Source organism: Dokdonia sp. Hel_I_63 (assembly GCF_007827285.1).
Lineage (GTDB): Bacteria > Bacteroidota > Bacteroidia > Flavobacteriales > Flavobacteriaceae > Dokdonia.
On sequence record NZ_VISD01000001.1, the window covers coordinates 1,820,512 to 1,846,062 of the forward strand.

25 protein-coding genes are annotated in these 25,551 nt (G+C 36.6%); 10 read left to right on the top strand and 15 right to left on the bottom strand.

The window, feature by feature from the left end:
* Positions 1-42: 42 nt before the first annotated feature.
* The gene (locus JM84_RS08005; protein ID WP_144783586.1) at positions 43-2,541 is read left to right on the top strand and encodes a zinc-dependent metalloprotease; all 2,499 of its coding nucleotides are present in this window, start codon (positions 43-45) and stop codon (positions 2,539-2,541) included.
* Between the two features lie 2 nt (positions 2,542-2,543).
* Here the strand turns inward: JM84_RS08005 and JM84_RS08010 are convergent, their stop codons facing one another.
* The gene (locus JM84_RS08010) at positions 2,544-3,161 is read right to left on the bottom strand and encodes a M15 family metallopeptidase (protein WP_144783589.1); all 618 of its coding nucleotides are present in this window, start codon (positions 3,159-3,161) and stop codon (positions 2,544-2,546) included.
* A gap of 73 nt (positions 3,162-3,234) precedes the next feature.
* Between JM84_RS08010 and JM84_RS08015 the strand changes: the two genes are divergently transcribed.
* Positions 3,235-4,443 (top strand): class I SAM-dependent rRNA methyltransferase, encoded by a 1,209-nt coding sequence (locus tag JM84_RS08015; protein WP_144783591.1) that lies wholly within the window; start codon positions 3,235-3,237, stop codon positions 4,441-4,443.
* 76 nt (positions 4,444-4,519) lie between these two features.
* On the top strand, positions 4,520-6,001 hold the full coding sequence (locus JM84_RS08020) for a beta-N-acetylhexosaminidase (RefSeq protein ID WP_261375712.1): 1,482 nt from the start codon (positions 4,520-4,522) through the stop codon (positions 5,999-6,001).
* On the opposite strand, the gene JM84_RS08025 is transcribed toward JM84_RS08020, so the two are convergent.
* Both JM84_RS08025 and JM84_RS08030 read right to left on the bottom strand, forming a co-directional pair.
* Positions 5,991-6,422, bottom strand: coding sequence for a hypothetical protein (locus JM84_RS08025; protein WP_144783594.1), 432 nt, complete (start codon positions 6,420-6,422; stop codon positions 5,991-5,993). The two genes, JM84_RS08020 and JM84_RS08025, sit on opposite strands and share 11 nt — an antisense overlap.
* A gap of 118 nt (positions 6,423-6,540) precedes the next feature.
* Complete coding sequence (locus JM84_RS08030; RefSeq protein ID WP_144783596.1) at positions 6,541-7,596, bottom strand: vWA domain-containing protein; 1,056 nt, start codon at positions 7,594-7,596, stop codon at positions 6,541-6,543.
* Positions 7,597-7,842: 246 nt separating this feature from the next.
* On the opposite strand from JM84_RS08030, the gene JM84_RS08035 reads away from it, so the two are divergent.
* The gene (locus JM84_RS08035) at positions 7,843-8,550 is read left to right on the top strand and encodes a hypothetical protein (protein WP_144783598.1); all 708 of its coding nucleotides are present in this window, start codon (positions 7,843-7,845) and stop codon (positions 8,548-8,550) included.
* A 1-nt stretch (position 8,551) separates the two neighbouring features.
* On the opposite strand, the gene JM84_RS08040 is transcribed toward JM84_RS08035, so the two are convergent.
* From JM84_RS08040 to JM84_RS08055, 4 genes are all read right to left on the bottom strand, one after another.
* Positions 8,552-10,387, bottom strand: coding sequence for an ABC transporter ATP-binding protein (locus JM84_RS08040; RefSeq protein ID WP_144783600.1), 1,836 nt, complete (start codon positions 10,385-10,387; stop codon positions 8,552-8,554).
* A gap of 34 nt (positions 10,388-10,421) precedes the next feature.
* A complete protein-coding gene (locus JM84_RS08045; protein WP_144783603.1) occupies positions 10,422-12,149 on the bottom strand; it encodes a phospho-sugar mutase in 1,728 nt (575 codons plus the stop codon).
* Between the two features lie 89 nt (positions 12,150-12,238).
* Positions 12,239-13,180 (bottom strand): glycosyltransferase family 2 protein, encoded by a 942-nt coding sequence (locus tag JM84_RS08050; protein WP_144783605.1) that lies wholly within the window; start codon positions 13,178-13,180, stop codon positions 12,239-12,241.
* 9 nt (positions 13,181-13,189) lie between these two features.
* The gene (locus JM84_RS08055) at positions 13,190-13,729 is read right to left on the bottom strand and encodes a DUF4199 domain-containing protein (RefSeq protein ID WP_013749547.1); all 540 of its coding nucleotides are present in this window, start codon (positions 13,727-13,729) and stop codon (positions 13,190-13,192) included.
* Between the two features lie 181 nt (positions 13,730-13,910).
* Here JM84_RS08055 and JM84_RS08060 point away from each other — a divergent pair, with 181 nt between their 5' ends.
* The 3 genes from JM84_RS08060 (at position 13,911) to JM84_RS08070 (ending at position 16,788) form a co-directional block, all read left to right on the top strand.
* Positions 13,911-14,162: a type B 50S ribosomal protein L31 gene (locus tag JM84_RS08060; protein WP_013749546.1), complete on the top strand. Its 252-nt coding sequence runs from the start codon at positions 13,911-13,913 to the stop codon at positions 14,160-14,162.
* Between the two features lie 325 nt (positions 14,163-14,487).
* Positions 14,488-15,816, top strand: a complete 1,329-nt coding sequence (gene ffh / locus JM84_RS08065) for a signal recognition particle protein (protein ID WP_144783608.1) — start codon at positions 14,488-14,490, stop codon at positions 15,814-15,816.
* A gap of 78 nt (positions 15,817-15,894) precedes the next feature.
* Positions 15,895-16,788: a bifunctional 5,10-methylenetetrahydrofolate dehydrogenase/5,10-methenyltetrahydrofolate cyclohydrolase gene (locus JM84_RS08070; RefSeq protein ID WP_108878511.1), complete on the top strand. Its 894-nt coding sequence runs from the start codon at positions 15,895-15,897 to the stop codon at positions 16,786-16,788.
* On the opposite strand, the gene JM84_RS08075 is transcribed toward JM84_RS08070, so the two are convergent.
* From JM84_RS08075 to JM84_RS08095, 6 genes are all read right to left on the bottom strand, one after another.
* Positions 16,789-17,076 carry a hypothetical protein gene (locus tag JM84_RS08075; RefSeq protein ID WP_144783611.1) on the bottom strand — a complete coding sequence of 96 codons (288 nt, stop codon included), beginning with the start codon at positions 17,074-17,076 and terminating at the stop codon, positions 16,789-16,791.
* A 1-nt stretch (position 17,077) separates the two neighbouring features.
* On the bottom strand, positions 17,078-17,776 hold the full coding sequence (locus JM84_RS08080) for a hypothetical protein (RefSeq protein ID WP_144783613.1): 699 nt from the start codon (positions 17,774-17,776) through the stop codon (positions 17,078-17,080).
* 81 nt (positions 17,777-17,857) lie between these two features.
* A complete protein-coding gene (locus tag JM84_RS08085; protein WP_144783615.1) occupies positions 17,858-18,250 on the bottom strand; it encodes a cupredoxin domain-containing protein in 393 nt (130 codons plus the stop codon).
* 442 nt (positions 18,251-18,692) lie between these two features.
* On the bottom strand, positions 18,693-18,833 hold the full coding sequence (locus JM84_RS15375; protein WP_013749540.1) for a hypothetical protein: 141 nt from the start codon (positions 18,831-18,833) through the stop codon (positions 18,693-18,695).
* Between the two features lie 29 nt (positions 18,834-18,862).
* The gene (locus JM84_RS08090) at positions 18,863-19,021 is read right to left on the bottom strand and encodes a lmo0937 family membrane protein (RefSeq protein WP_035337578.1); all 159 of its coding nucleotides are present in this window, start codon (positions 19,019-19,021) and stop codon (positions 18,863-18,865) included.
* Positions 19,022-19,156: 135 nt separating this feature from the next.
* On the bottom strand, positions 19,157-19,579 hold the full coding sequence (locus tag JM84_RS08095) for a hypothetical protein (RefSeq protein WP_144783618.1): 423 nt from the start codon (positions 19,577-19,579) through the stop codon (positions 19,157-19,159).
* Positions 19,580-19,687: 108 nt separating this feature from the next.
* Between JM84_RS08095 and JM84_RS08100 the strand changes: the two genes are divergently transcribed.
* A complete protein-coding gene (locus JM84_RS08100) occupies positions 19,688-20,122 on the top strand; it encodes an Lrp/AsnC family transcriptional regulator (protein WP_013749537.1) in 435 nt (144 codons plus the stop codon).
* A 9-nt stretch (positions 20,123-20,131) separates the two neighbouring features.
* Here the strand turns inward: JM84_RS08100 and JM84_RS08105 are convergent, their stop codons facing one another.
* Positions 20,132-20,710, bottom strand: a complete 579-nt coding sequence (locus tag JM84_RS08105; protein ID WP_144783621.1) for a hypothetical protein — start codon at positions 20,708-20,710, stop codon at positions 20,132-20,134.
* A gap of 382 nt (positions 20,711-21,092) precedes the next feature.
* Between JM84_RS08105 and guaA the strand changes: the two genes are divergently transcribed.
* On the top strand, positions 21,093-22,625 hold the full coding sequence (gene guaA, locus JM84_RS08110) for a glutamine-hydrolyzing GMP synthase (protein WP_144783624.1): 1,533 nt from the start codon (positions 21,093-21,095) through the stop codon (positions 22,623-22,625).
* A 9-nt stretch (positions 22,626-22,634) separates the two neighbouring features.
* Complete coding sequence (locus JM84_RS08115; RefSeq protein ID WP_144783628.1) at positions 22,635-24,680, top strand: LysM peptidoglycan-binding domain-containing protein; 2,046 nt, start codon at positions 22,635-22,637, stop codon at positions 24,678-24,680.
* 74 nt (positions 24,681-24,754) lie between these two features.
* On the opposite strand, the gene JM84_RS08120 is transcribed toward JM84_RS08115, so the two are convergent.
* Positions 24,755-25,531 (bottom strand): hypothetical protein, encoded by a 777-nt coding sequence (locus tag JM84_RS08120; RefSeq protein ID WP_144783631.1) that lies wholly within the window; start codon positions 25,529-25,531, stop codon positions 24,755-24,757.
* Between the last annotated feature and the right edge of the window lie 20 nt (positions 25,532-25,551).

The window sequence follows — 25,551 nt, forward strand, 5'->3', positions numbered from 1 at the left end:
TTGCAGTCAATTCTTATTTTCGGAGTACTTTAAACAAACTCCATGAAAAGAATACTACTCCTTTGTCTCATTGTCACCTTTTTTAATGTTCAAGATTCTTTTGCACAACGCAAAGAATTAAGAAAACGTAAGTTAAAAAACAAGAAAGAGCAGGTTGCAACTCCTAAGAAAGCTGATAAGGATGCAATCAAATCATATACTGATGTAATTACAAAAGAAGCAGTAACAGATTCTGGTTTATTTCAAGTACATAAGGTAAAGAATAATTTCTATTATGAAATCCCATTTACGGCGCTTGAAAAAGACATGCTATGGGTCACTCGTATAGCTCAAATCCCTAATGGATTAGGTGGAGGATACATGAATGCTGGTTCAAAAACTAACGAGCAAGTTGTACACTGGCAGCGTTTTCAAGATAAGGTCTTACTTAAGATAAAGTCATACACCAACATTGCAGATAGTAGCAAGGCGATAAGCAACTCTGTACGAGTAAACAATTATGAACCTACATTATATGCTTTTGATGTAGAAACGTTCAATCAAGACTCTACTGCCGTAGTCATTGATGTTACAAAATTATTTTCTACAGACGTAAAAGCGATTAGTCCGCTATCTGGTCGTTTACGTAAAGAATACAAAGTAAAAAAACTTGATGGTAGCCGTAGCTTTATCAACAGTGTTAAGAGTTTTCCAGAAAACATTGAAGTAAAGCAAGACTTTACGTATGATGCCTCAGAACCACCTACAGAACGTTCTGCAGAGAGTATCAGTTTGCAAGTAAATCAATCTATGATTTTACTTCCAGAGGTGGCAATGCAACCTAGATTGTATGACCCACGTGTTGGTTTTTTTACTGTAAATCAGTTTGATTATGGAAGCGATGCTTTAAAAGCAGATGAGAAAACATACATACGTCGCTGGAGACTAGAGCCTAGTGATCCAGAAGCGTATAAAAGAGGTGAGCTGGTAGATCCAGTAAAGCCTATTGTCTACTACTTAGACCCAGGAACACCAGAAAGCCTTAGAGAGTACATCAAACAGGGAATAGAAGACTGGCAAAAGCCATTTGAAACTGCAGGTTTTAAAAATGCAATTATTGCAAAGGATGCTCCTACACCAGAAGAAGATCCAGATTTTAGCCCAGAAGATATAAGATACTCTGTTGTGAGATATGTGGCAAGTACTACGCGTAATGCCGTAGGGCCAAGTGTATCAGATCCTCGAAGTGGTGAGATTATAGAAAGTGATATTATCTGGTATCACAATCACCTGCGCAGTTATAGAAATAGATACCTCCTTGAAACAGGAGCAGCAAACCCAAGCGCTAGAACGCTAGATACTCCAGAGGAAGAGATAGGAGAGATGATGCGTATGGTTATTGCTCATGAGGTAGGGCACGCATTAGGTTTTCCACATAACATGGCAGCAAGTTATGCTTATGATGTAGAATCTTACAGAGACGGAGCTTTTACTCAAGAAAATGGGATAGCAGCTAGTCTTATGGATTATGCTAGATATAATTATATAGCGCAGCCAGGAGATACAAACATCCGTTTTGTGCGCCAGATGGGACCTTATGATCATTATGCGACTAACTGGGGTTACCGCTGGTTGCCAGAAGCTTCTTCACCGTTAATGGAAAAAGGAACACTTAATAAGTGGATTCAAGAAAAAGCTGGAGATCCCCGTTTTAAATTTGGACGACAGTCCAGTAGTTTTGATCCGCAATCACAGACGGAATCTATAGGTAATGATCCTGTAAAAGCAAGTACTTACGGAATTAAAAACTTGCGTTATGTAGCACAAAATCTTCCAAGTTGGACGTCAGATAAAACAAACGACTATGGAGATCTAGAAGAGCTTTATGGAGAGCTTGTAGGTGTTTATAGCAGATTTGTAGGTCATGTAGTTACAAATATAGGAGGAGTTTTTGAAGATATTAAAATGCCTTCTCAATCTGGAGTAGTGTATACGCACCTAGATAAAGCTGCACAAAAAGAATCTATGAGCTGGTTACAAAACAATCTTTTTGAAACTCCTACATGGCTTGTAGATCCAGCGATCATGCAAAACATAGATCACGCAGGATATGCAGAAAAGGTGAGAAGAACACAATCACGCTATTTAAATAGAATCTTAAGTTTTGATAGGATAGGTCGTCTTATAGATGCAGAGACTACGCAAACAGATTACTATAGCGCTCTTGATATGCTGTCAGACCTTAGAAATGGTATCTGGTCAGAAACTAGCAGAGGCACTTCGGTAGATCTTTATCGTCGTAATTTACAGCGTTCTTACTTAGATAGAATGGAGTTTTTAATGACGGACCAAGGTCCAAAAGCTAGATCTGGAAGATCTGGTTTTGAAGGAACTCTATATTACGATGTGAGTGTATCAGATGTGCGACCGCTAGTAAGAGGTGAACTAGGAAAACTGCGTAGTAAACTACGCTCAGCGCGTAATAGCAATGTGAATACGGTTACAAAATATCACTATGAAGATGCCATTGCACGCATAGAGCAATTGCTAGATCCTAAATAAAATTACTCACAGTCAAAATCGATGTCGAGCACTTTGAGACCATAGTTCTTTGCATCATAATTAAAATGCCACCACTCGGTACGAATAGGTGAGAAGCCAAATTTTTTCATAACAGACCATAGCTGCTTTCTATTTGCAGTTATGGTCTCATTATGTGGATGATCAATATGAGCAGCTTTACCAAAAAAGTCATAGTCACTCCCCATATCTAGCGGAGTGCCATCAAGCTTAACAATAGTCATATCTATAGCAGCACCACGATTATGTATGGAGGCACTACCATATGGATTTCCTACGTAACCTGGATTAGGGTATATCTCCCACATCTTTTTCTGTACAGATAATGGCCTGTAGCAATCATAAAGTTTTACCATGTAGCCTAACTCACAGAAGTAATTATTTGCATCTACAAGCGCCTCTGCCACCTCGGGTATGAGTAAGCATTGCACACAGTCATAAACTGTTTGTTTTAAAAAATTATCATCTGTTGCATAACGTACATCGTATGCAAAAGTTGAGTCAAACTGGTCTATATTTACCAGCGGACTTTCATCATCACTTTGGAAGGTTAGAAAAAAAAGGGCCGATACTACTAAAAAAAGCGTGCGATACATTCTCATACTGGAAAATTACGATTAATTTGGTTTTTTTCACGCTTTCGCGAAAGCGTAATTTCATAATACTACATCTTACATGATAGATTTACCTCAAATAAAGACAAAGAGACTTGCAGTACACCTCACAACAAATGCCGAAAAGCTTGTAAAACAAGGACATCCTTGGATTTTTGAAAATAGTATAGCAAAGCTTAATAAAGCTGGAAGCTCCGGCGACATTGCCATTCTTTTTGATAATCGATCTGATAAAGTGTTTGGAATAGGATTGTATGATCCAGATTCTCCTATACGAATAAAGGTTCTCAGTAATGTGCCGGCAACTATAAATGAAGAGTTTTTTAAAACTAGAATAAAGGAAGCATTCTCCTTGAGAAAACAACTATTGAGAACAAATACCAATAGTTATCGTCTCATCTTTGGCGAGAATGATGGTTTCCCAGGGCTCATTGCAGATGTTTATGACGATGTCATTGTTGTAAAAATTTACAGCGCCATTTGGTTTCCATATCTAGAAGAAATATTACCTGAGCTTATTGAAACCTCAAAAGCAAATACGATGGTATTACGCTTAAGTCGAAACGTGGCCAAAGGTAAATCACATGGGTTTACAGATGGACAAGTGATTTATGGAACGCTCAAAAAAGAAGTAGTTCGTTTTGTGGAACACGGTGTGAAATTTTCGGCAAACGTGATTCATGGGCATAAAACAGGTTACTTTCTAGACCACCGTAACAATAGAAAAAGAGTAGGAGACATGGCAAAGGGTAAGACTGTGCTAGATGTCTTTAGCTATGCTGGAGGATTCTCTGTACATGCACTTGCAGGAGGAGCAACAGAGGTGTTGAGTCTTGATATTAGTGCTCAGGCATTACAGGTTGCTCTAGATAATGGTAAACTCAATAAGCATGCTGGTAATCATAAAATTCTTGCTATAGATGCCTTTGTTGGTTTACAGCAACTTATAGATGAAGGTGAGAAGTATGATATCGTTGTGATAGACCCACCAAGTTTTGCAAAGAGCGCAAAGGAAGTAAATACGGCTAGAAATAGTTATGCTAGACTTGCTCAATTAGGAACTAAGTTAACATCAAAAAGAGGGATGCTCGTATTAGCTTCTTGCTCATCTAGAGTAGAAGCAGAGGCATTTTTTGATATCTGTGAACTCAATATAAAAAAGGCAGATCGCAAGTTTACGGTTGAAGGTAAAACCTACCATGATAGCGATCACCCTATTAGTTTTCCTGAAGGAGCATATCTTAAGTGTGGTTATTATAGATTAAATTAATCAAGTTATGGCTTTGAGATTTTTAGTGCTAGTTATTTGTTTCTCATTTTTCTCTTGTAAAAAGGAGAAACCTCTTGTGCAAACAAGTATTGAAAAGCTCGTTCTTATCCCAATTCCAGATCAGATAGTTGCAGAGGATTATGGCTTTTTATTTGATCAGGAAACAGTTGTTACTAGCGATACGCTACCAGAAATTAAAGCGATTGCTTCCCAGTTTAAAAAATTATTAAAGAACACAGCTTTTCCATTAAAGAGTGGTGATGATGAGGTAAAGCAAAATGTTATCTCGTTTGATATGGTGTCTAGTGATAGTATATCTTCTCCAGAGGGCTACGTACTTGCTATAAATAATAAGAGGCTGTCACTTGCTGGGTCTACACCTACTGGTGTCTTTAGAGGTATGCAAACGCTATTGCAAGTATTACCAGATGCTGTTATCGTAGGAAAGCAGATTGATAGTCTGGTAATCCCCGGACTAAAAATTGTTGATGAACCGCAGTACGAGTATAGAGGCATGATGCTAGACGTTGCACGTCACTTTTTTACGGTAGATGAAGTAAAGCGTCTCATTGATCAAATGGCATTTTATAAACTTAATAAATTACACTTACACTTAACCGATGACCAAGGGTGGCGTATTGAGATCAAGTCATGGCCTAAACTTACGGAAATAGGAGGGAGCTCGTCTGTGCGTAATGAACGCCCTGGATTTTATACTCAAGAAGATTATAAATCGATTGTAGCTTATGCTCAATCAAAATTTATTACGGTGATCCCAGAGATTGACATGCCTGGACATACAAATGCAGCACTGGCATCTTATCCCGAGCTCAACTGTAATGGTAAAGCCACAAAGCTGTATAAGGGAATGCGTGTAGGTTTTAGCACCTTATGCGTAGATAAAGATATTACATACACATTTGTAGAAGATGTGATAAAGGAAATAGCAGCAATGACCCCTGGGCCATATATACATCTAGGAGGTGATGAATCTCACGTCACTTCAAAAAAGGATTATAATATATTTCTCAATAAAGTGTTTCCGATAGTAAAGAAGTGTAATAAACAAGTGATAGGCTGGGAAGAGATAGAAAGTGCTGGGATAGATAGCACCTACATAGTACAACACTGGCAAAGAACCACTACCGCATCGCGAGGACTTGCTCAAGGTGCAAAAGTTATTTTATCTCCTGCAAAGCGTATGTATCTTGATATGAAATACACAAAGAAGTCACCTATAGGACTTACTTGGGCCGGAACGGTTGAGTTAGATAGCGCTTATATCTGGAATCCATCACAAATTTTTAAAAATGTTCTTGTCTCACAAGTGTTGGGTATTGAATCTCCTTTGTGGTCTGAGACTATAAAATCCTCTGATGATATTGAGTATCTTGCTTTTCCAAGACTCATAGGTCACGCTGAATTAGGCTGGAGTAACCCCAGTAATTATAATTGGGATTCTTATAAGAAGCGATTAAATAAGCATTATAAGAGAATGGATATACTTGAGATTAACTATTATAATTCTCCAGTACTCGAAACTAAAATCAAGCTGTAGTTTTTTTTATCTTATATTCTTTCTGCTGTTCTATAGCCCATGTTACCGCCTCATTTAAGTCAAAGAATTTTTTGATTTTAGACTTAAAAAAAAGGCGTTCTATAAGGATATCAGATTTTTCTTTTTCATTATATGAGACTACAGCAAACGCACTAATAGAATTGCGAGCCTTAAAAAACTTCAGCCAATCTTGAGGCACTAAAGAATACGAGTGTATACGGTTAGATATGTATGCTACCTTGTTATTTTTACCGTAATGGTTTTCGGCTAGATTAATAAGTTCTTGCGCCATCTCCCAATCAAACAGTAAACCTTCATTGATTTCTGAGATAATAAAATCTTCAAAAAAATAGTAAGTCCCTGTTTTTAAGATATAAACATCTTCTAATCCGTTGTTGAGGTTTGATTCTGATACTAGCATAATACAAAGATATACTATTGTCTAAAATCAATAGTGAACAATAGAATTTTGTAATCATATCAATCCATAAAGCCATCTTTTAAGTCGATTAACTACTCAAATTGAGTAGTTTAAAAACCTATTCACAACCACTAGTGAATCCTGTAGCATCAAAAGAAGTTTGAACTAGACCATCTTGCCCGCCATTAATTACTTGAATCACAAGGTTATTCATACCACTTCCATCACGTTTAGGGCTGCAGTATTCAAACAAGTAAAAACTATTTGCTTGTCCTGCTACTCCAGTAGAAATATCATTAAATACAGATTCTAGTTCTGCTGCATTAGATGCAAATACACTTTCTGTCTGTCCTATTTTAGAAAGTATGCCTTCATCTATCTCTGAGCCAAGACCTATAGTAAAGAAGCTTATATCATCATCTGCATCAGAAACAGCATCTACTGCCTCTTGTTCTGTATATCTAGCTGCCTGATCTGTTCCGTCTGTAAAAATTACTACAGAGGCTGCTGCAAAAAGTTCTTCATTTTCAGAAACGTCAATAATATCATCTGCAATTTCGGTAGCTTTAATTACGGCACCATATAAATCTGTTGAGGGATCATTACTGATATCCTCTGTAATTCCATCTATAGCTTCTTGTAGCACCGCTGCACTGGTGGTGAGTGGTTGTAATTCATGAAGAACATCTTCTCCATCAAACCAGTAAATAGCCATTTTAAAAGAATCTGTAGGAATTGCTGGCATTACATTAGCTATGAAACTGCTTGACGCTTGCTTAAGTTCTTGTAAGCTTGTACTCAAGACACTGTTACTTAAATCTAACACTAGCAGTGTGTTATTTGAAAAAATCTGAGCATTTGGAGATATCGCGCCAGATGCCTCAGAATTTGAAATTTCATTATAGCAATCGTCATTACGGCCTTGCTCAAAAATTGTAAAATTAGAAGGTGTTAATCCTGCTACGGGACTACCGTCACTACCATTTACTTTAAAGAAAACAGATACCTTAGAAGGTAGTGTGGTAAAAGATTCTTGTATGGTAATATCAAGCTCTTGGGTTCCTAAGTTGAGACAGTCTATATCTGTTGTGCTATTTCCATCGTCGTCTCTTGAGCTACAAGAGAAAGATAAAGAGGCTAAGACAAAAAGAGCAAGTAATGCACGTAGTTTCATAAGTGTTCATTTGTTTGATGTGGTTAGAACGCATTACATTTCAATTTATTTCTTAATACGTTGTAATGAACAACAAATTTTGCCAACTGATATATTGAGCTATAAATTTCAAATATTTTATCTTTGATTGCGTTTGTTTGCTGGTACGCTTTCGCGAAAGCGTAATTTTAATCAACAATGGCATACTTTATGGTAAATATGCATGGAAGCCATAACTCTAAAATGTTACATCGACTCACTTACTATTTGAAAAGCACTTTCCTCATATCAATTAAAGCTCTTCCATTACTAGCCTTACTCTTAGTATCTCTAAGTGCACAAGCTCAAATAGATGCGCCAAGTGCTTCTATAGAAATTAAGGGAAAGCAGCCTAATGATGTTCCAGCGCCTGTGTTTATAGCACCTATGGCAAGAAAAAAGAGTAGTGATGTACAATCTGGTTCTCTTATTTTTAAAAGTAAAATAAAACTTAAAGATCCTTTTAAATCAAATGAGAAAAGAGAGATTAACTTTATGGAAGGCACCGACTTTGCCGAAAAAACTTATACTGCTCTTGAAAACAAGATGAATAATTCTCAAGAAAAAGATATAGAAAAACTTCGTCCAGAATATTTTAGAAATCAAAATTTAGGAGACTTTAAAAGCGGATCCAAATTTGTAAACTTTACATACAGAGATCACGGCGCAGTAGATGGAGATCTAGTAAGCGTGAGTGTAAATGATACGATCGTACATCCTAGAATATTTCTTGAAGGTCAGTTTCAAGGATTTTATCTAGACCTTAAGAAAGGATTTAATAAAATAGAAATTAAGGCACTTAATCAGGGCTCTGTAGGAGCAAATACCGCACAGTTTGTGATGTATGATGATATGAAAAAGGTGATTTCTTCAAACACCTGGTTTCTAGCATCTGGCTATACAGCAACTGTTGTGATTGTAAAAGAAAACGACTAGTCTAAGCCTCTTCAAAAGATTGCATTGATACTAGTTTGTGATACATTCCTTTCTTATCAATAAGCTCTTGATGTTTCCCTTGCTCTACAATTTCTCCTTTTTGCATGACCACAATCTCATCTGCATTTTGAATAGTAGAAAGTCTGTGAGCAATTACAATAGAAGTTCTGTTCTTCATCATATTTTCTAGCGCTTTCTGCACGAGACGCTCACTCTCCGTATCTAGTGCTGAGGTAGCTTCATCAAGAATCATTATAGGTGGATTCTTAAGAACCGCTCTAGCGATTGAGAGGCGCTGCTTTTGCCCACCACTCAATTTATTACCACTATCACCTATATTAGTATCAAGCCCCTTAGGAAGGTCTTGTACAAACTCCCAAGCGTTGGCAATTTTTAATGCATCGATGATTTCTTGATCTGTGGCGTTCTCTTTACCTAGATTTATATTGTTGCGTATAGTGTCATTAAAGAGAATAGCGTCTTGAGTGACTAACCCCATGAGGTTACGTAGAGATTTTTTAGAAATATCTTTTATATCTGTATTGTCTATTTTTATGTTTCCTTCATTAACGTCATAAAAACGAGTAACTAGATTTGCAATTGTACTTTTTCCAGAACCAGATTGACCTACAAGTGCTACAGTATGTCCTTTCTTTACATTAAGTGTAAAGTTCTTTAGTACACTTTCCTCATCATACTTGAAAGAGATGCCCTCTAAATTTATACGACTGTCAAATGTATCTTTACTAATCGCTCTGGGGTTGTCTTTTATAGTTGTTTCAGTTTCTAATACTTCTAGAATACGAGCGGCAGCAGCGTCTCCCTTTTTAACCGAGTAACTAGCCTTTGCAATAGATTTTGCAGGGGTTAAAATTTGGTATGCTAATCCCATATAAACAATGAACTGAGCTCCATCTAGTCCTCCAGAACCATCTAACACCATATTGCCGCCGTACCATAATAAGATTCCGATTACTGTAATTCCCAAAAACTCACTTACGGGAGATGCTAAGTTTTGCCTATGTGTAAGAGTATTGCTGTATTTTTCAAAATTAGTAGTAGAGGTTTGAAACTTAGTTTCCATTCTATCTTCGGCTGCAAATCCTTTTATAATTTTAAGATTGGCTAGTGTTTCTTCTACTAGAGACAAGAAATATCCTTGTTCTGTCTGTACTTGACCTGATTTCTTTTTGAGGCTTTTTCCAATTTTAGAAATTATAAATCCAGCCACAGGTATGAAAATAAATACAAAAAGAGTCAGTTGTGCACTCATAAACAACATAGTACCTATAGCAAAAAGAATAGTAAGAGGTTCTCTTATAAAAAGCTCTAGTATTGATAAGAAAGAATGTTGCACTTCAAGAACATCAGACGTGATTCTTGCAATAGTATCTCCTTTCCTTTTTTCTGAGTAGAAACTTAAATTAAGATTGACGATACGGTTGTACATCTTATTACGGATGTCTTTAAGAACTCCATTCCTTAGATAGGTGATGAAGTAGTTTGCTAAGTATCCAAAGACATTTTTTAATAAAAAGGTGACAATGACAAGTCCAACCATTATACCTAATACATACACGTCACCATGCAGATCAGTTTGCGTATTGATAAAATAGTTAAGAGAGTCATCTAAAAAGCTTTTAAAACTGCTGGAAGATTCAAGAGTAGGTTTTACTCTCACAGGGTCTACTTGTTTAAGTAGCACTGTAAGCATAGGTATAAGCGAAACGAAAGCTAGCGTACCAAAAAGAGCATATAAAATATTAAACAAAATATTTAAAAATCCGTATTTCTTATAAGGAATGGCAAACTTGAGAATCTTCTTAAAATATTCCATAGAGGGTTTCCGCTTGCGCGAAATTTTGAGTTGTTTAAACGCCTAATGCATTTTTTATACCAGCAAGACGTTTATCTAATGAAGCAGAAATTGTGTCATACTCATTTAACGAAGCTAGTGGAGCATTTACACTTATATAAAACTTTACTTTAGGTTCTGTGCCACTTGGTCGCGCGGCAACTTTGCTACCGTCTTCTGTATAAAAGATAAGTACATTAGACTTTGGAACATCAATGGTAGTGGTTTCTCCAGTAATAAGGTCACGACTTATAGATGATTGATAGTCCTCTACACGTATCACCTTACTTCCATTAATTTCTTTCATAGGCTCAAGACGAAGATCTTTGAGCATTTGTTTGATTTCTGCTGCGCCAGATTGTCCTTTTTTTACAAGAGCAATTAATGTTTCCTTGTAAAAACCGTGTTTTACGTACAGTGTTTTAAGTTTTTCAAACAGTGTTTGTCCTTCTTCTTTTGCTTGAGCAGCAATTGAACAAGCGAGTAGGGTAGCGGTTACAGCATCCTTATCTCTTACAAAGTCACCTACCATATATCCAAAGCTTTCTTCACCACCACCTATAAAGTGTTGGTTAGGATAATCTTCAATCATTTTGGCAATCCATTTAAAGCCTGTAAGGCCTGTTTTGCATTCTACATTATACGCTGCAGCAAGAATATCCATCATAGGTGTAGATACGATGGTGCTTCCTATAAATGGTGATGAGTGTTGATCCGCACTTTCGCGAAAGCGTTCTAATAAATAATCTGTCATTAAGATCATGGTTTGATTACCATTTAAAATGGTAAGCTTGCCATCATCTCCTCTCACAGCAATCCCTAGTCGATCACAGTCTGGGTCTGTGCCTATGACAATATCTGCTTTTTTTTCTTCTCCTAGTTCAAGCGCCATTTTAAGAGCAGCAGTTTCTTCTGGATTAGGAGAAACTACAGTAGGGAAGTTACCATCTGGTACTTCTTGTTCTTTTACAATGTTAAGAGTGGTAAAACCAGCTTGTTTTAATGTGTCTGGCACGAGTGTGATTGAGGTACCGTGTAACGAGGTGAAAACGATATTTAAGTTCTCCTTTACTTCATTAGTAAGGCCAAAAGATACATTTGCAACACTTGCATCTACAAAGGCTTTATCTACCTCTTCATCTACAAGTTCAATAAGGGAGTCATCTCCTTTGAATTTTATAGCGCTAAAATCAAGCGCTTCAATAATAGCTATTATTTCTGCATCTTGTGGTGGTACCAGCTGTCCACCGTCTTCCCAGTACACTTTGTAACCGTTATATTCTGGCGGGTTGTGACTTGCAGTGAGTACAATACCACACTGGCAATCTAGATGACGCACAGCAAAACTTAATTCTGGTGTAGGTCTCAGGTCAGAAAATAGGAATACTTTAATCCCATTTGCCGAAAATACATTTGCAACCACCTGAGCAAGTTCTTTACTGTTATGACGGCAATCATAAGCAATAGCGACTTTTATTTTTTTGTCAGGAAACTGTTTGTGTAGGTAGTCAGATAGACCTTGAGTGTTTTTTCCCAAGGTATATTTATTAATTCTGTTAGTTCCAGCTCCCATGATACCGCGCATACCGCCAGTACCAAATTCTAGATTTTTATAGAAACTATCTGCAAGCTCATCTGGATTGTGAGCGATATTTTCTTTAATGGCTTGTTGAGTTTCCTCATCAAAGGTCTCTGTAAGCCATGCATTTGCTTTTTCTAAAATAGCGGGATCGTGGTATACCATAAGAATGTATGTTGTTTACTAACAAAAGTACGATTTTGTTATAATTTATAAAGCTCACTACGAGGGATGTCTACGTGTTGAGTTATGTATTATAAAGTCTCTTTAATATTGTATCTCTTTTTATCACGTTTTGATCTTAGTACGAGTTCGCCTAAGAAGCCAGCAATAAATAGTTGAATACCCATAAGCATCGCAACAAGTGATATATAAAATTGTGGTCTCTCTGTAATCAGTCTGCCCGCTCTATGAAAGAATACTTTATCTATACCTAAGTATCCGGCAAATCCAAAACCTATTACAAACATTAGTACGCCTAGTGCTCCAAAAAGATGCATAGGTCGCTTTCCAAAACTTCCTAAAAACCAAATCGTGAGTAAATCTAAGAAGCCATTTAAAAAGCGTTCCATACCAAATTTAGTCTCACCATACTTACGAGCTTGATGTTGTACTACTTTCTCACCTATGTTTGAAAACCCTGCATTCTTAGCAAGTACGGGTATGTAACGGTGCATCTCACCATATACATCTACAGTTTTGATGACCTCTTTTTTATAAGCTTTTAAGCCACAATTAAAGTCGTGTAGTTTGAGTCCGCTTGTTTTCCTTGCCGCTGCATTAAATAGTTTGCTAGGTAAGTTTTTTGCAATTACAGAGTCGTAGCGTTTCTTTTTCCATCCTGAGACCAGGTCATACTTATCTTCGGTAATCATTCTGTATAAGTCTGGAATCTCCTCTGGATTGTCTTGCAAATCTGCATCCATAGTGATAATTACATCACCTTCGGCAGCTTCAAAACCTGCATGTAAGGCTTGAGATTTACCGTAGTTACGGTTAAAGCGAATTCCTTTGATGTTATTACGCTTTCGCGAAAGCGTTTCAATCACCTCCCAAGAAGCATCTGTACTTCCATCATCTATAAATAGGATTTCATAAGAAAAACCATTGGTTTCCAGAGTTTCTGAAATCCAATGGTGTAGTTCTTTAAGTGATTCTTCCTCGTTGAGAAGAGGTATGACAACAGATATTTGCATAAATAATTTTTAAGCGTCTGCGTATGGGTTTTCTTTTTTCATTATTAATCCTCCTATTAAAGAGATAATAAATCCAAAAAATAATGACAACATGATCGCAATAGGAATCATAAAGCCAATTTTAGTAAAAGGTTCTTGAAAAGAAATAGTCTGATCAATTTGTGAGTCTGTCATATCTGGGTACATCTCAATCATTTGAGTGCGGATTGCATCAAGCGCTAACTCTGAGTAGTTAGGTTCGAGAACTTGAGTAAGTACGAGAACCCACAGTGCACCTAAAAGTGCTGCTATAAGTGAAACTCCAAGGCCAATTTTAATCGCTTGTCCAAGTTTTAAAAAGCCACCGTTACTTTCTTTAAACGCTTTTAAAGCTAGAATAATAACGACTACAGTCATTACAAAATTGAGAATTCCTAATGACCAGTGAGGGGCAAGGAAGTTGTCTGTCACGTATAGTATTACATTAAAGAGAATAGCTAGTATACCTAGTACTAGACCAAATTTGAGCATTACATCTTTTGCAGATGTTGGTTTGTCTTCTAATATCATAATAATGGTTGTTTTGGTTATGGTCAGTTAGTAGACAAATATACAATATCGTTACACCGAGCGTAGAAAAATCGTAACTTCGTGAAATAGGTAATATTTATTTTAAAAAATAGTTGCTCATTTTTAAAATTTATGTAAATTTGCACCTCGAAAAATAGAATAATTTTTAAGTACGATTATAATGAAAGCAGATATACACCCAGAAAATTTTAGAGTAGTAGCATTTAAAGACATGTCTAATGAAGAGGTGTTCTTAACGAAGTCTGCTGCAGATACTAAAGAAACTATTGAGATTGAAGGAACTGAGTATCCTTTAATAAAATTAGAAATTTCTAGAACTTCACATCCATTCTATACAGGTAAAGCTAAGCTTGTAGATACAGCTGGACGTATTGATAAGTTCAAAAACAAATACGCTAAGTTCAAGAAGTAGTTTCTTGTTCTTATCAAGTTCAAAGCCTCCTTTTATGGGAGGCTTTTTTTGTTTGTTACAACTCATGTTTAAAAGCTGTTTGATTTTCTTATTAGAGTTGGTGCTGAGCCTATTAGCTCTTCATGTAAATAGCAGTTCCTTGCTTACTATCCCATCTTATAAGAAGTTAAGCGCAAGCATGAATCAATTGTACTAGTGGCGCTCATTGCATTGCTTCTAGTTATTAAGTAGTTTTCTACACATTTTTATAGAATCTGTAATTATTATAGGAGTGATAAACCACTACAAATCCTTAAATTTGCAACCTTTACAATAGCAGATAACTATGTTTGATAATTTAAGTGATAAGTTAGATAAAGCCCTACACGTACTCAAAGGTCACGGTAGCATTACGGAAGTAAACGTTGCAGAGACACTTAAGGAAGTGCGTCGTGCTCTTATAGATGCAGATGTTAACTTTAAGACTGCAAAGGAATTTACAAACCGTGTTAAAGAAAAAGCTTTAGGATCTGATGTATTAACGACCCTACAACCAGGGCAGTTAATGGTGAAGCTTGTAAAAGATGAGCTTACAGAATTAATGGGAGGTGATGCAGAAGGAATTAATCTTTCTGGCACTCCATCTATTATCTTAATGTCAGGTTTACAAGGTTCTGGTAAGACAACCTTTTCAGGTAAGCTTGCAAACTTTCTTAAAACTAAGAAGACAAAAAAACCTTTATTAGTAGCCTGTGATGTATATCGTCCAGCGGCTATTGATCAGTTACACGTAGTAGGAGATCAGATTAAGGTAGATGTATATTCTGATCGTGACGAGAAGAACCCTGTAAAGATTGCTCAAGATGGTATCGCTTTCGCGAAAGCAAACGGTCACAACGTAGTAATCATTGATACAGCAGGTCGTCTTGCTGTAGATGAGGTGATGATGAAAGAAATTGCAGACGTTCATGCTGCAATACAACCACAAGAGACACTCTTTGTAGTAGACTCGATGACTGGTCAAGATGCTGTAAATACAGCAAAAGCCTTTAATGATATTCTTAACTTTGACGGGGTTATCCTTACAAAGCTAGATGGAGATACAAGAGGTGGAGCAGCAATTTCTATTAAATCTGTAGTAAACAAGCCTATTAAATTTGTAGGTACAGGGGAGAAAATGGAAGCGATAGATGTATTCTATCCTTCACGTATGGCAGATCGAATTCTTGGAATGGGAGATGTTGTGTCACTTGTAGAGAGAGCACAAGAGCAGTTTGATGAAGAAGAAGCTAGAAAGCTTCAAAAGAAAATTGCAAAAAACCAATTCGGTTTTGATGATTTCTTAAAGCAAATCCAGCAAGTAAAGAAAATGGGTAACATGAAGGACCTAATGGGAATGATCCCAGGTGCCGGAAAGATGCTCAAAGATGTAGACATTGATGACGATGCTTTTAAGCATATAGAAGCAATCATTCACTCCATGACGCCTAGTGAGCGTGAAAATCCTTCCTCAATTAATGCGAGTCGTAAAAAGCGCATAGGAAAAGGATCTGGTACTTCGGTACAACAAGTAAATCAGTTACTCAAGCAATTTAATCAAATGAGTAAGATGATGAAAATGATGCAAGGAGGCGGAGGCCGCAAGATGATGCAGATGATGAATCAAATGAAATAACAATATCCTTAAAAGGCACCCATAACGGGTGTCTTTTTAATTTATATGAATACAAACTAAACCATAACGCTATTACCTATGACTATTCTTGACGGGAAGAAAACTTCAAACGACATTAAAAATGAAATCAAAGCCGAAGTTGATAAAATGAAAGCAAACGGTGAGAAAGTTCCTCATCTTGCTGCAGTGATTGTAGGTAATGATGGAGCTTCTCTTACATACGTAGGAAGTAAAGTGCGTGCCTGTGAGCGTGTAGGTTTTGAGTCTACTATGGTGCGCATGACAAACATGACTAGTGAAATTGAATTGCTAGACAAAATTGAGGAGCTTAACCAGAACGAAGATATCGATGGTTTTATAGTGCAGTTGCCATTACCTCCTCAAATTGATACTCAAAAAGTATTACTAGCAGTAGATCCAGATAAGGATGTAGATGGTTTTCATCCTACAAACTTTGGAAAGATGTCTCTTGATATGAGTACATTTATCCCTGCAACGCCATTTGGTATCCTTGAGCTTATGGATCGCTACGGTGTAGAGACTAAGGGAAAACATACCGTTGTTATAGGACGTAGCCACATTGTAGGTAGACCTATGAGTATATTAATGGGGCGTAAAGGCTTCCCAGGAAACTCTACTGTTACCTTAACACACAGTCATACTAAGAATATAACGCAAATTACATCACAAGCAGATATCATTATTACTGCACTAGGAGTTCCTGGATTCCTTAAAGCCGAAATGGTAAAAGATGGAGCTGTAATTGTAGATGTGGGGATTACTCGTGTACCAGATGAAACTCGTGAGAGAGGTTATTATATTACTGGAGATGTAGACTTTGAGCCTGTAAGTAAAAAGGCAAGTTTTATCACGCCAGTACCTGGAGGAGTAGGACCTATGACAATCGCAATGTTGCTTAAGAATACATTGCTAGCACGCGAACGTCACAGAGCAATGTCTAAGAAAAAATAATTAAGCGTGTCTTGCGGCTCCAAAGAAAATAGGAAGCGCTATCATGAGCATGCTCATGATACCTAGGATAGTAATAATCCAGTTATATCGTTTACCAATGAGTCTTGATAAAACATATAGCAAAGCTGTTGCAACTCCTAGAATAAGTGGAATCCCAGCAACCGAAGCTGCGTTCTTGCTTAAAGTACCATAATCGCCATAATAGAGCATTGTGGTACAGATGATAATAAAACAGCCCAGAGTGATTAAGTTCCACTTTGGGCTGTTCTTTTTTTGTTTAAAATTCATATTATTTGATGACGTTTACATCTGTAAAGTATAGTCTAAAGCTACCATCTTCACTCTTGTGATCTGTAGCTATAGAAAGCCCTTCGATATTTTTGTATCCTTCAAAAGTTGTAACCATAGAAGGTTCAGTAGCATTTCCTTTTCTAAATACCCATTCGGTAATTACGTAGTCATCGCCATAGTAGAAGTCGTAGGCGTCTCCTGGTGTGTAACCTCCTTCATTTCCGTACAGAAGAGTAAGTTTTTTAGTTTGCTTTCGCGAAAGCGGACTCATAACACTGTCGGTTACTTTTATTGAAGTTCCTTCATCCCAAACAAGTTGATAAGGAGCAAGAAGCCAGTATTTATCATTTATAAACCCTTGGTCTGCTTGCATAGAGGTGCTGTCTACGGTAGCACGATTATAAGAAATGGTATCTCCAGCGGCAATCATAGTCACATCATTTGTGACTGGTTTCCAAGACCATGAACGACTTGCTACAGTAGCACCGTTGCGATCTACATTAAATGTAAAGTCAAGTTGTTTTACATCTTTCCAGTTTGCTAGACCGTTTGCATAAGCAACTTTTTCTGCCTCTGTGGTTGGTGTGAATGTAGCTTCAACTTCTAAGTTATTGGTGTCTCCTATAGTTGTGGTGTTCTCCTCTTTACAGCTTAATATAACTAGAGAAGATGCAAGAAGCATTGAGTATAATTTCATAGTGTTATTTTTGAGTTACAAAAATAACTAAAAAAAAGCCCTGTATAAGATTATACAGGGCTTTGCTATATTTATTATAGATTACTGTACTACAAGAACGTTGTCTGTAGATGTCTTGTTAAGTGGGCAGAAGTAAACATACTCACCTTTAGTAAGTTTTGTAACGTTTGAAGTTCCTGTTGTATTGTTAGGTACTACTGCAGTTACATAGGCAGTTTTGATGTGATTTTCTGGATTAGAAATATCTTTTCCTTTAGGTACTAACACAAAACCTACATCTGTACCTACATTGTTATTTGCAATTGAAAACGTGTAAGTTCCTTCACTTACTACGATTTGCTTTTGAGTAAACTCTCCTTTAGTTTGCTCTAATGCGATTACTTTGTTTGAGCTCTCCTTCATCCTTTTATCTTGCGCCTGTGCAGAAAAAGAAACCGTTAAGATAAGTACGAAAATTGAAATTATTTTTTTCATTGTATTGGATTTTGAACGTAAATGTTTTTTTAAAAATCAGTTTAGTAATTTCATGGTGGTTATAGTGATCACTAAAGCTTTACCATTTGAAATTCTTATGCTCGGTTGGACGGAGCTTTATGGGAACGCTTACATCTTAGTAGAGATAATTTTGTAATTAAGTAGTAACTAGTTGTAAGTCAATTATAAATAGAACTTTTTTTTGTGCTGAGTAATCCAAATACAATCTTTCTAGCGTATATCATATTATATAATGGTTCTTAAATGTGTTGAGTCATTTAAGATTGATAAATAGCTTACCGCAAGTTCTCCAAATAAATCCCTCATTCTAAAATGCGTTTTGCAGAGCAATTCTTCAAAACGCATTTTTTCTTGATAACATGAGAAACAAAAAAAGCCTTTCCATTTTGGAAAGGCTTTTCTATTAAAAATTTTGATGCGATTAATCTACTGCATCTTCTACGTCATCTACTGCATTTTCTACTGCGTTTCCTACTTTTTCGCCAGTAGTTTTTTCTCTACAGCTTGAAAATGAAAGTGTAAAAATTGCGATTGCTGCTAGTGTTAAAAATTTCTTAGTCATTGTTTTATGGTTTATTGATTAATTTGTTTTTATAACTTTTTTCCGGTTGCTAGTCTATAGAGAATGCCTACTACAGCTAGTACGAGTAAAATGTGAATTAAACTTCCTACTGCATCTCCAAAGCCAAAATAGCCTACGAGCCAGCCTATAATTAGGAGTACTACAATTAGGGATATAATATCTCTCATAACAATTGGTTTTATAGTTGTTCAATGTTAAAAGTAGGTGGATTGCTGAAATCCAGATGTTTGCTTAACGATATTTAACAAGGCATTCTTAATATATTGACAATTTCCCTGGAGACGTTGGGAAAATTTATCGTGCTAGTTTTGGCTAGTCAACTGTAACGACCACTTTTTAAATCCTGTCTCAAGCTTATGAGCTGTATGTGCTAATTGTTGTACACTATGACAGCGATTGCGGTAAAGGACTTCGAGCTTTTTGCAAAGTTTAGAAAGTTGGCTTACGCGTTCTTCAATATGTTTTTGAAAATAAAGCTTCTTTGAGTAGTCGGCAGTTATTGCGGCTTCGGCAATAGACATAGGTAGTGATAGTGCTGTGTGTGAAATAAATTCAGATAGATTTGTGGCAAGTTCTTTTTCTGAAGGACAGTTTAAAATACTGTGTTGCAAATTTCCATTAGACAGCTTTCGCGAAAGCGTAAAAAGATCCATAGCCTCATTGTATAAAGCGTGGCGCTTTATATCAAAAGATTGCTTAAACTGTGGTTCTTGAACTATTTTCATCGTAAAGTAAAAATACAATCAGAATACTTATTGTAAATTTGGTTTATTAAGCAGAATGCTATTTTTGCTTTAAGAATATTGTATTATTAACCTTGAAGTTTAAATTATATGGTAGATGCACTTAATAATCGTATTTTAAAATGTTTGCAAGAAAATGCGAGACAGTCTAACACTGCAATTGCTACCCAAGTAGGAATAAGTTCGCCAGCCGTAGGAGAGCGCATAAGAAAGATGGAAGATGCAGGGATAATACTAGGTTATAAGGCAGAAGTCTCTGAGGAGGCTTTGGGGTATCAACTCAAAGCAATTATTACGATAAGAGCTTTTATGGGGAAGTTGAAACCTTTTTTAGAAAACGTAAAAGGATGGGAAGAGGTAGTGAATTGCTATCGTATTACAGGTAATGAAAATATTGTGATGGAAGTCGTGTTGCGAAATCAAAAACACCTTGAGCAATTTATAGATAGAGTGATATCGTACGGGGAGTCAAAAACGCAAATAGTGCTTTCTCACGTAGTTGCTCAAAATCCTATTCTTAAATAGCAAAGAAGCTTAATTTTTTAAGCCTTCGTCCTCACTATCCTCCCAGTCATCATCTTCATCTAGATTATTTAAAAATGTGTTTGGGTCTATGTTCTTTAGTTGGGCGGGATCATCAAAGTTTACACCTGGGGGATTAAAGAGGCCCCATCTATCAATGATATATTGAGTGGCATCAAAGGTCTGAACCCAGCGAGCAAAAATAGGTCTAAGCATCTCAATAGCATCTCCTAATAAATCGAGATACTCAACATCTTTATAGTTAGAGGCTAGTAAACCTTTTGAATCCTGAATGATTTCTCTAGCCGCCTTTCTTACTACGGTAGCATTCTCCATTTTGAGGTCATACAGATCTACTCCGTGAGCAGTGGCTATGGCAGATGGAATAAGAATCGCATTATCCATCATTTGTTCTGTATATCGCTGGTAGAGCGCTTTTTTATATTGAGAGTTAGGATTGTTGTCCTCTAGCTTAATACCTTCTATGATATGCTCTACAAGATGAAGAATCACAACGCCTTGTCTAAAAACAGGGAGCTTGCGCCATTCATCTATTCCGCTTTCATAGTGATTGTTTTCATCTTCGGTCATAAGGATTTATAAGAAGTTGTTTATGTGGTCGTTACTTACTATTAAATATAGTTAGAGATACATAATTGCATGTAAAATTAAATATTTTATAATAGTTTAAAATTAGTAATTAATGTACTTCGCTACTTCTCGTTGAGTAGGTAGAAATCACCGTTTATAGGTTACTAATTTCTGAAATATAACTGCCGCTGCATTCTTCATGCAACGGATTAATAAAAGTCATTATTACCTTTAACTTAGTAGCTATTATAGACTGCAATTTTAAATAAGTTTAAGTGGTTACATGGGATGTCCTCTAATGGTAAAAGCGCTGTAGAAAAAAATCCAAATATTTCTGCTTTTGTCTTTATAGGAACTCTATCAAATTATGCTATTTTTGTCTATGCAAAATAACGTCCTCATATTAGACTTCGGGTCTCAATACACGCAGTTAATAGCACGTAGAGTGCGAGAATTAAATATATACTGCGAGATAAAACCATTTAATAATCCACCCAAAGATCTTTCTTCTTATAAGGCTGTAATCCTTTCGGGATCACCGCATTCTGTAAGAGGAGAAGATGCACCGCATCCAGATCTTTCAGAAATAAAAGGTAAAAAACCTCTTCTAGGAGTTTGTTACGGAGCGCAATACCTAGCTCACTTTTATGATGGTGAGGTAGGACAGTCTAGTACTCGTGAGTATGGACGAGCAAAACTCTCTGTAGTAGACGAAGGAGAACTTTTTTTAGAAGGTGTTTCTGTAGGAAGTCAGGTATGGATGAGTCATAGTGATACCATAAAGAAATTACCAGAAGGAGCAAAACGTATCGCATCTACACACGATGTAGAAAACGCTGGATACAAACTAGAGGGAGAAGAAACTTATGGGATACAGTTTCACCCAGAAGTATATCACTCTACAGACGGAAAGCAGATTTTAGAAAACTTCTTAGTGAAAATTGCAGGAGTTGAACAAACATGGACGCCTGATGCCTTTGTAGATACTACGGTTGCAGATCTAAAAGCAAAGCTAGGTGATGATCGCGTTATTCTAGGACTCTCTGGCGGTGTTGATAGCACAGTAGCCGCTACATTACTTCATAAAGCTATAGGAAGAAATCTTTACTGCATTTTTGTAAATAATGGATTGTTACGTAAGGACGAGTATACGCAAGTGCTTAAACAGTACGAAGGTATGGGTCTTAATGTAAAAGGTGTAGATGCTTCGGCACGTTTCTTGGAAGCCCTAAAAGGTGAGAGTGATCCAGAGACTAAGCGTAAAGCTATAGGACGCGTTTTTGTAGAAGTATTTGATGACGAAAGTAAACTTGTAGAAAATGCAAAGTGGCTTGGTCAAGGTACTATCTACCCAGACGTTATTGAATCTGTAAGTGCAACAGGAGGACCAAGTGCAACTATAAAATCTCACCACAATGTGGGAGGATTACCAGATTATATGACGCTTAAGGTTGTAGAGCCTTTGAGAATGTTATTTAAAGACGAAGTTCGTAGAGTAGGAGCGAGTATGGGATTATCACCTGAGTTACTAGGTAGACATCCATTCCCTGGTCCTGGACTTGCGATTAGAATTCTAGGTGATATTACTGCCGAGAAAGTGCGCATTTTACAAGAAGTAGATCATATATTTATAAGTGGTCTTCGCGATTGGGGATTATACGATCAAGTATGGCAAGCAGGAGCGATGTTATTACCTGTAAACTCTGTTGGAGTGATGGGTGATGAGCGCACTTATGAAAAATGCGTTGCACTTAGAGCTGTGGAGAGTACAGATGGAATGACCGCAGATTGGGTAAATCTTCCTTATGAATTTTTACAAAAAGTGTCTAACGATATAATTAATAAGGTAAAAGGCGTTAATAGAGTAGTCTATGATATAAGTTCTAAGCCACCCGCTACAATTGAGTGGGAATAAATTTTAACTATGAATAAATATATTACTGTAATTGCGATAGTTGTTTTTAGCGCTTTCGCGAAAGCGTGCTCAACACCAGCAGCTACAATAGCTAGCAATACTGCGACTGTTCAAAAGTTTGTTTCTCATCAAGTGAAAGCTGGAGAAACTCTCAAGGACATAGCCTATAAGTTTGGTATTACCGAAACAGAAATTACTAAGCTCAATCCAGACGCTCGTGAGGAGGTTTACGAAGGATTGGTGTTAATTTTACCATCTACAGCAACTGCTGATAGAAAGTCAGATAGTGTTACTCAGGATAACCTAAAGTTTAAAATACACAAGGTGAAACGCAAGGAAACACTTTATAGCATCTCTAAAAAGTATGGTGTTTCTCAAGAAGTGATAAAACGTTTTAATAAGTCTTTATATAGCGAAGTGTTACGAAAAGGTGATAAACTTCGTATACCTGTCAACTATAGCGAAAATAGTGTTACAGATGCAGTAGTAAATGTGCCGCAAACGCAAGTAGCGTATATAACGCACAATGTAATTGCAAAAGAGACTAAATACGGTATCGCTAGAAAGTATGGAATTACTATAGCAGAGCTTGAGAGTACAAATCCATCACTTAGAGATGGACTTAAAATAGGCGATGAGCTTAAAGTTCCTAAAGCAAATTTTGCAAAAAGCACCATCATAGATAATGATGAATATGCCTTTTATGAAGTGCAAAAAGGAAACACTTTGTACAGTTTATTACGCATTTTTAAGCTAGAGGCAGATGAGTTAATCGCACTAAATCCAGCATTAGACGAAGGTCTTAAGGAAGGAATGATCCTCAAAGTGCCTAAGGGAAGCCCAGGTTCTGGTACCCCAACGCAAGCTGTTGCAGAAAACCAAGGAAATCCTGACGTTACTATTCTAGAAGGTGAAAAAGGATCTCTGGTTAATCAATTAACGGATTTCTCTCCTAAACGTGTAGCTATAATGCTTCCATTTGGTGTGGGGCGTGCAAATGCTGGTAATGCCGAAGTAAATGAAAATCTACTTAGAAATGATCGTGTACTTAGACTATCACTAGATTTATATAGTGGAATGCTTATGGCAGTACAAGATGCTAAAAAAGCTGGTATAACCACAATTGTTGATACTTATGACACATCATACAATAGCAAAGATGGCGCGGCAACAAATGCACGTAAAGTAGAAACGATTATTCAGTCCAATGATTTTTCTGGTGTTAATGCAGTAATAGGTCCGCTTCTAGGTAATAATATAGACAGAGCGTCTTCACTACTTAATGCACGTAAGATACCAGTAATCTCACCTATGTCTAACAAAGTAGCTGGTGGAAATAACGTTTTTGTATCAAGACCAGAAGATAATTTGTTAAGTAAAAAGATGCTTTCTTACTTAAAAGCTAATGGGGTAGGCAAAAATATCGTTGTAATAGCAGACAAGAAAAATAGTGCTACATTATCAAAGATAAAGGCAATTTTTCCTAATCTAAAGACGGTAACACCTCGTTCTAACGATAAAGGATATTTCTTGTATCCAGGAGATATCCCAGCACAGCTTTCTAGCGAACTAGAAAACTGGGTGATTGTAGAGACTAATGATGTTCCTTTGATTAGTAGTGTAACCACAAGTCTTAATGGGCAGTTAGGTACTATGAAGGTAGTGATGTTTACTACTGATAGGGGTAATGCTTATGAAAGTGATGAGATACAACATGATCACCTAAAGAATCTTGCTTTTCATTTTCCATCTGCCGAGAAAGAATATAAGTACAGTCAAGCAAAAGCATTTATTGATAGTTATGAAACCATGTATGGAGTGAGTCCAAGCGAATCTGCCATAAAGGGATATGATTTGATGTATGATACTTTACTGCGTCTAGCATACTCATCAGATTTATATGCTGCGGCAGCTACCGGTGTGGAGACAGATTATGTAGAAAACAAGTTTAAGTATAGCTCTAGAGCAAAAGGTGGATTTTCAAATAACGCGGTGTATCTTATGAAATATACAGATACATTAGAGCTTGAAGAAGTACCTTTTGTAGAAGACTAATTTGATGAAATTGAATTGTATTAAAAAAGGAATTGACGCAAGTCAATCCCTTTTTTAATTGTTAGAATAAATTTTTATAACCCTCCATTTGCTTGTAAATCTTGAATGCATAACGTGTCAAAATCGGGTAATGAATCTGTGTTGCTAGTATTAAAGATCGATGTTACAGTTTGAAAATACATTAAGCAGTCTTCTACATCACAATGTCTACCATTTTCTTCATCTTGATGATCTGATGTAAGCGGTGTTCCACCATTTACCAAGCCAAAAATATGACCAAACTCATGACGAATTGTTCCTGTCTCAATGGCTGTTCTATTTCCTGGGGTTATTGTGTTCTCACTTATGTCCATCAGAGTTTTTTCATAAATGACCATAGATGTGTTTCTATATGCTGTTCCTAATACGACAGAAGTATCAGTATCAGTAGGGTTGCTTTCATCAGAAAAGAATAACCATACACCCATCTCATCACCATTGTTAAAAACAGATCTATTAGCATCTTCTATGGCGACGATATCGTTTATGTCATAAGGACCCTCTTTATTTGTTATAATTGTAGATTCTACAAGTGTAATGCCATCTGGTTTATTGAGTCTCTCTTCTAAAAATGGTATTAGTAAATTTATAGTGTTATTCGTTGGTCTAAAGCCTTCTGGATAGGCTATTTCTACTCGTACGCTAGTAAACTCGTCACTTGATAATAATTCATTTGCAGAGGTTCCTAGCGGTTGCTTATTAGCAGCATTTTCTACTGGATCAGATGATATGGTGGTAGGGTCATCATCATCACAACTTAAAACAAAAAGAAGTGATAGTATCAAAAATGCAAGCTGTTTCAATGATTTCATGTGTATTATGTTCTATATTT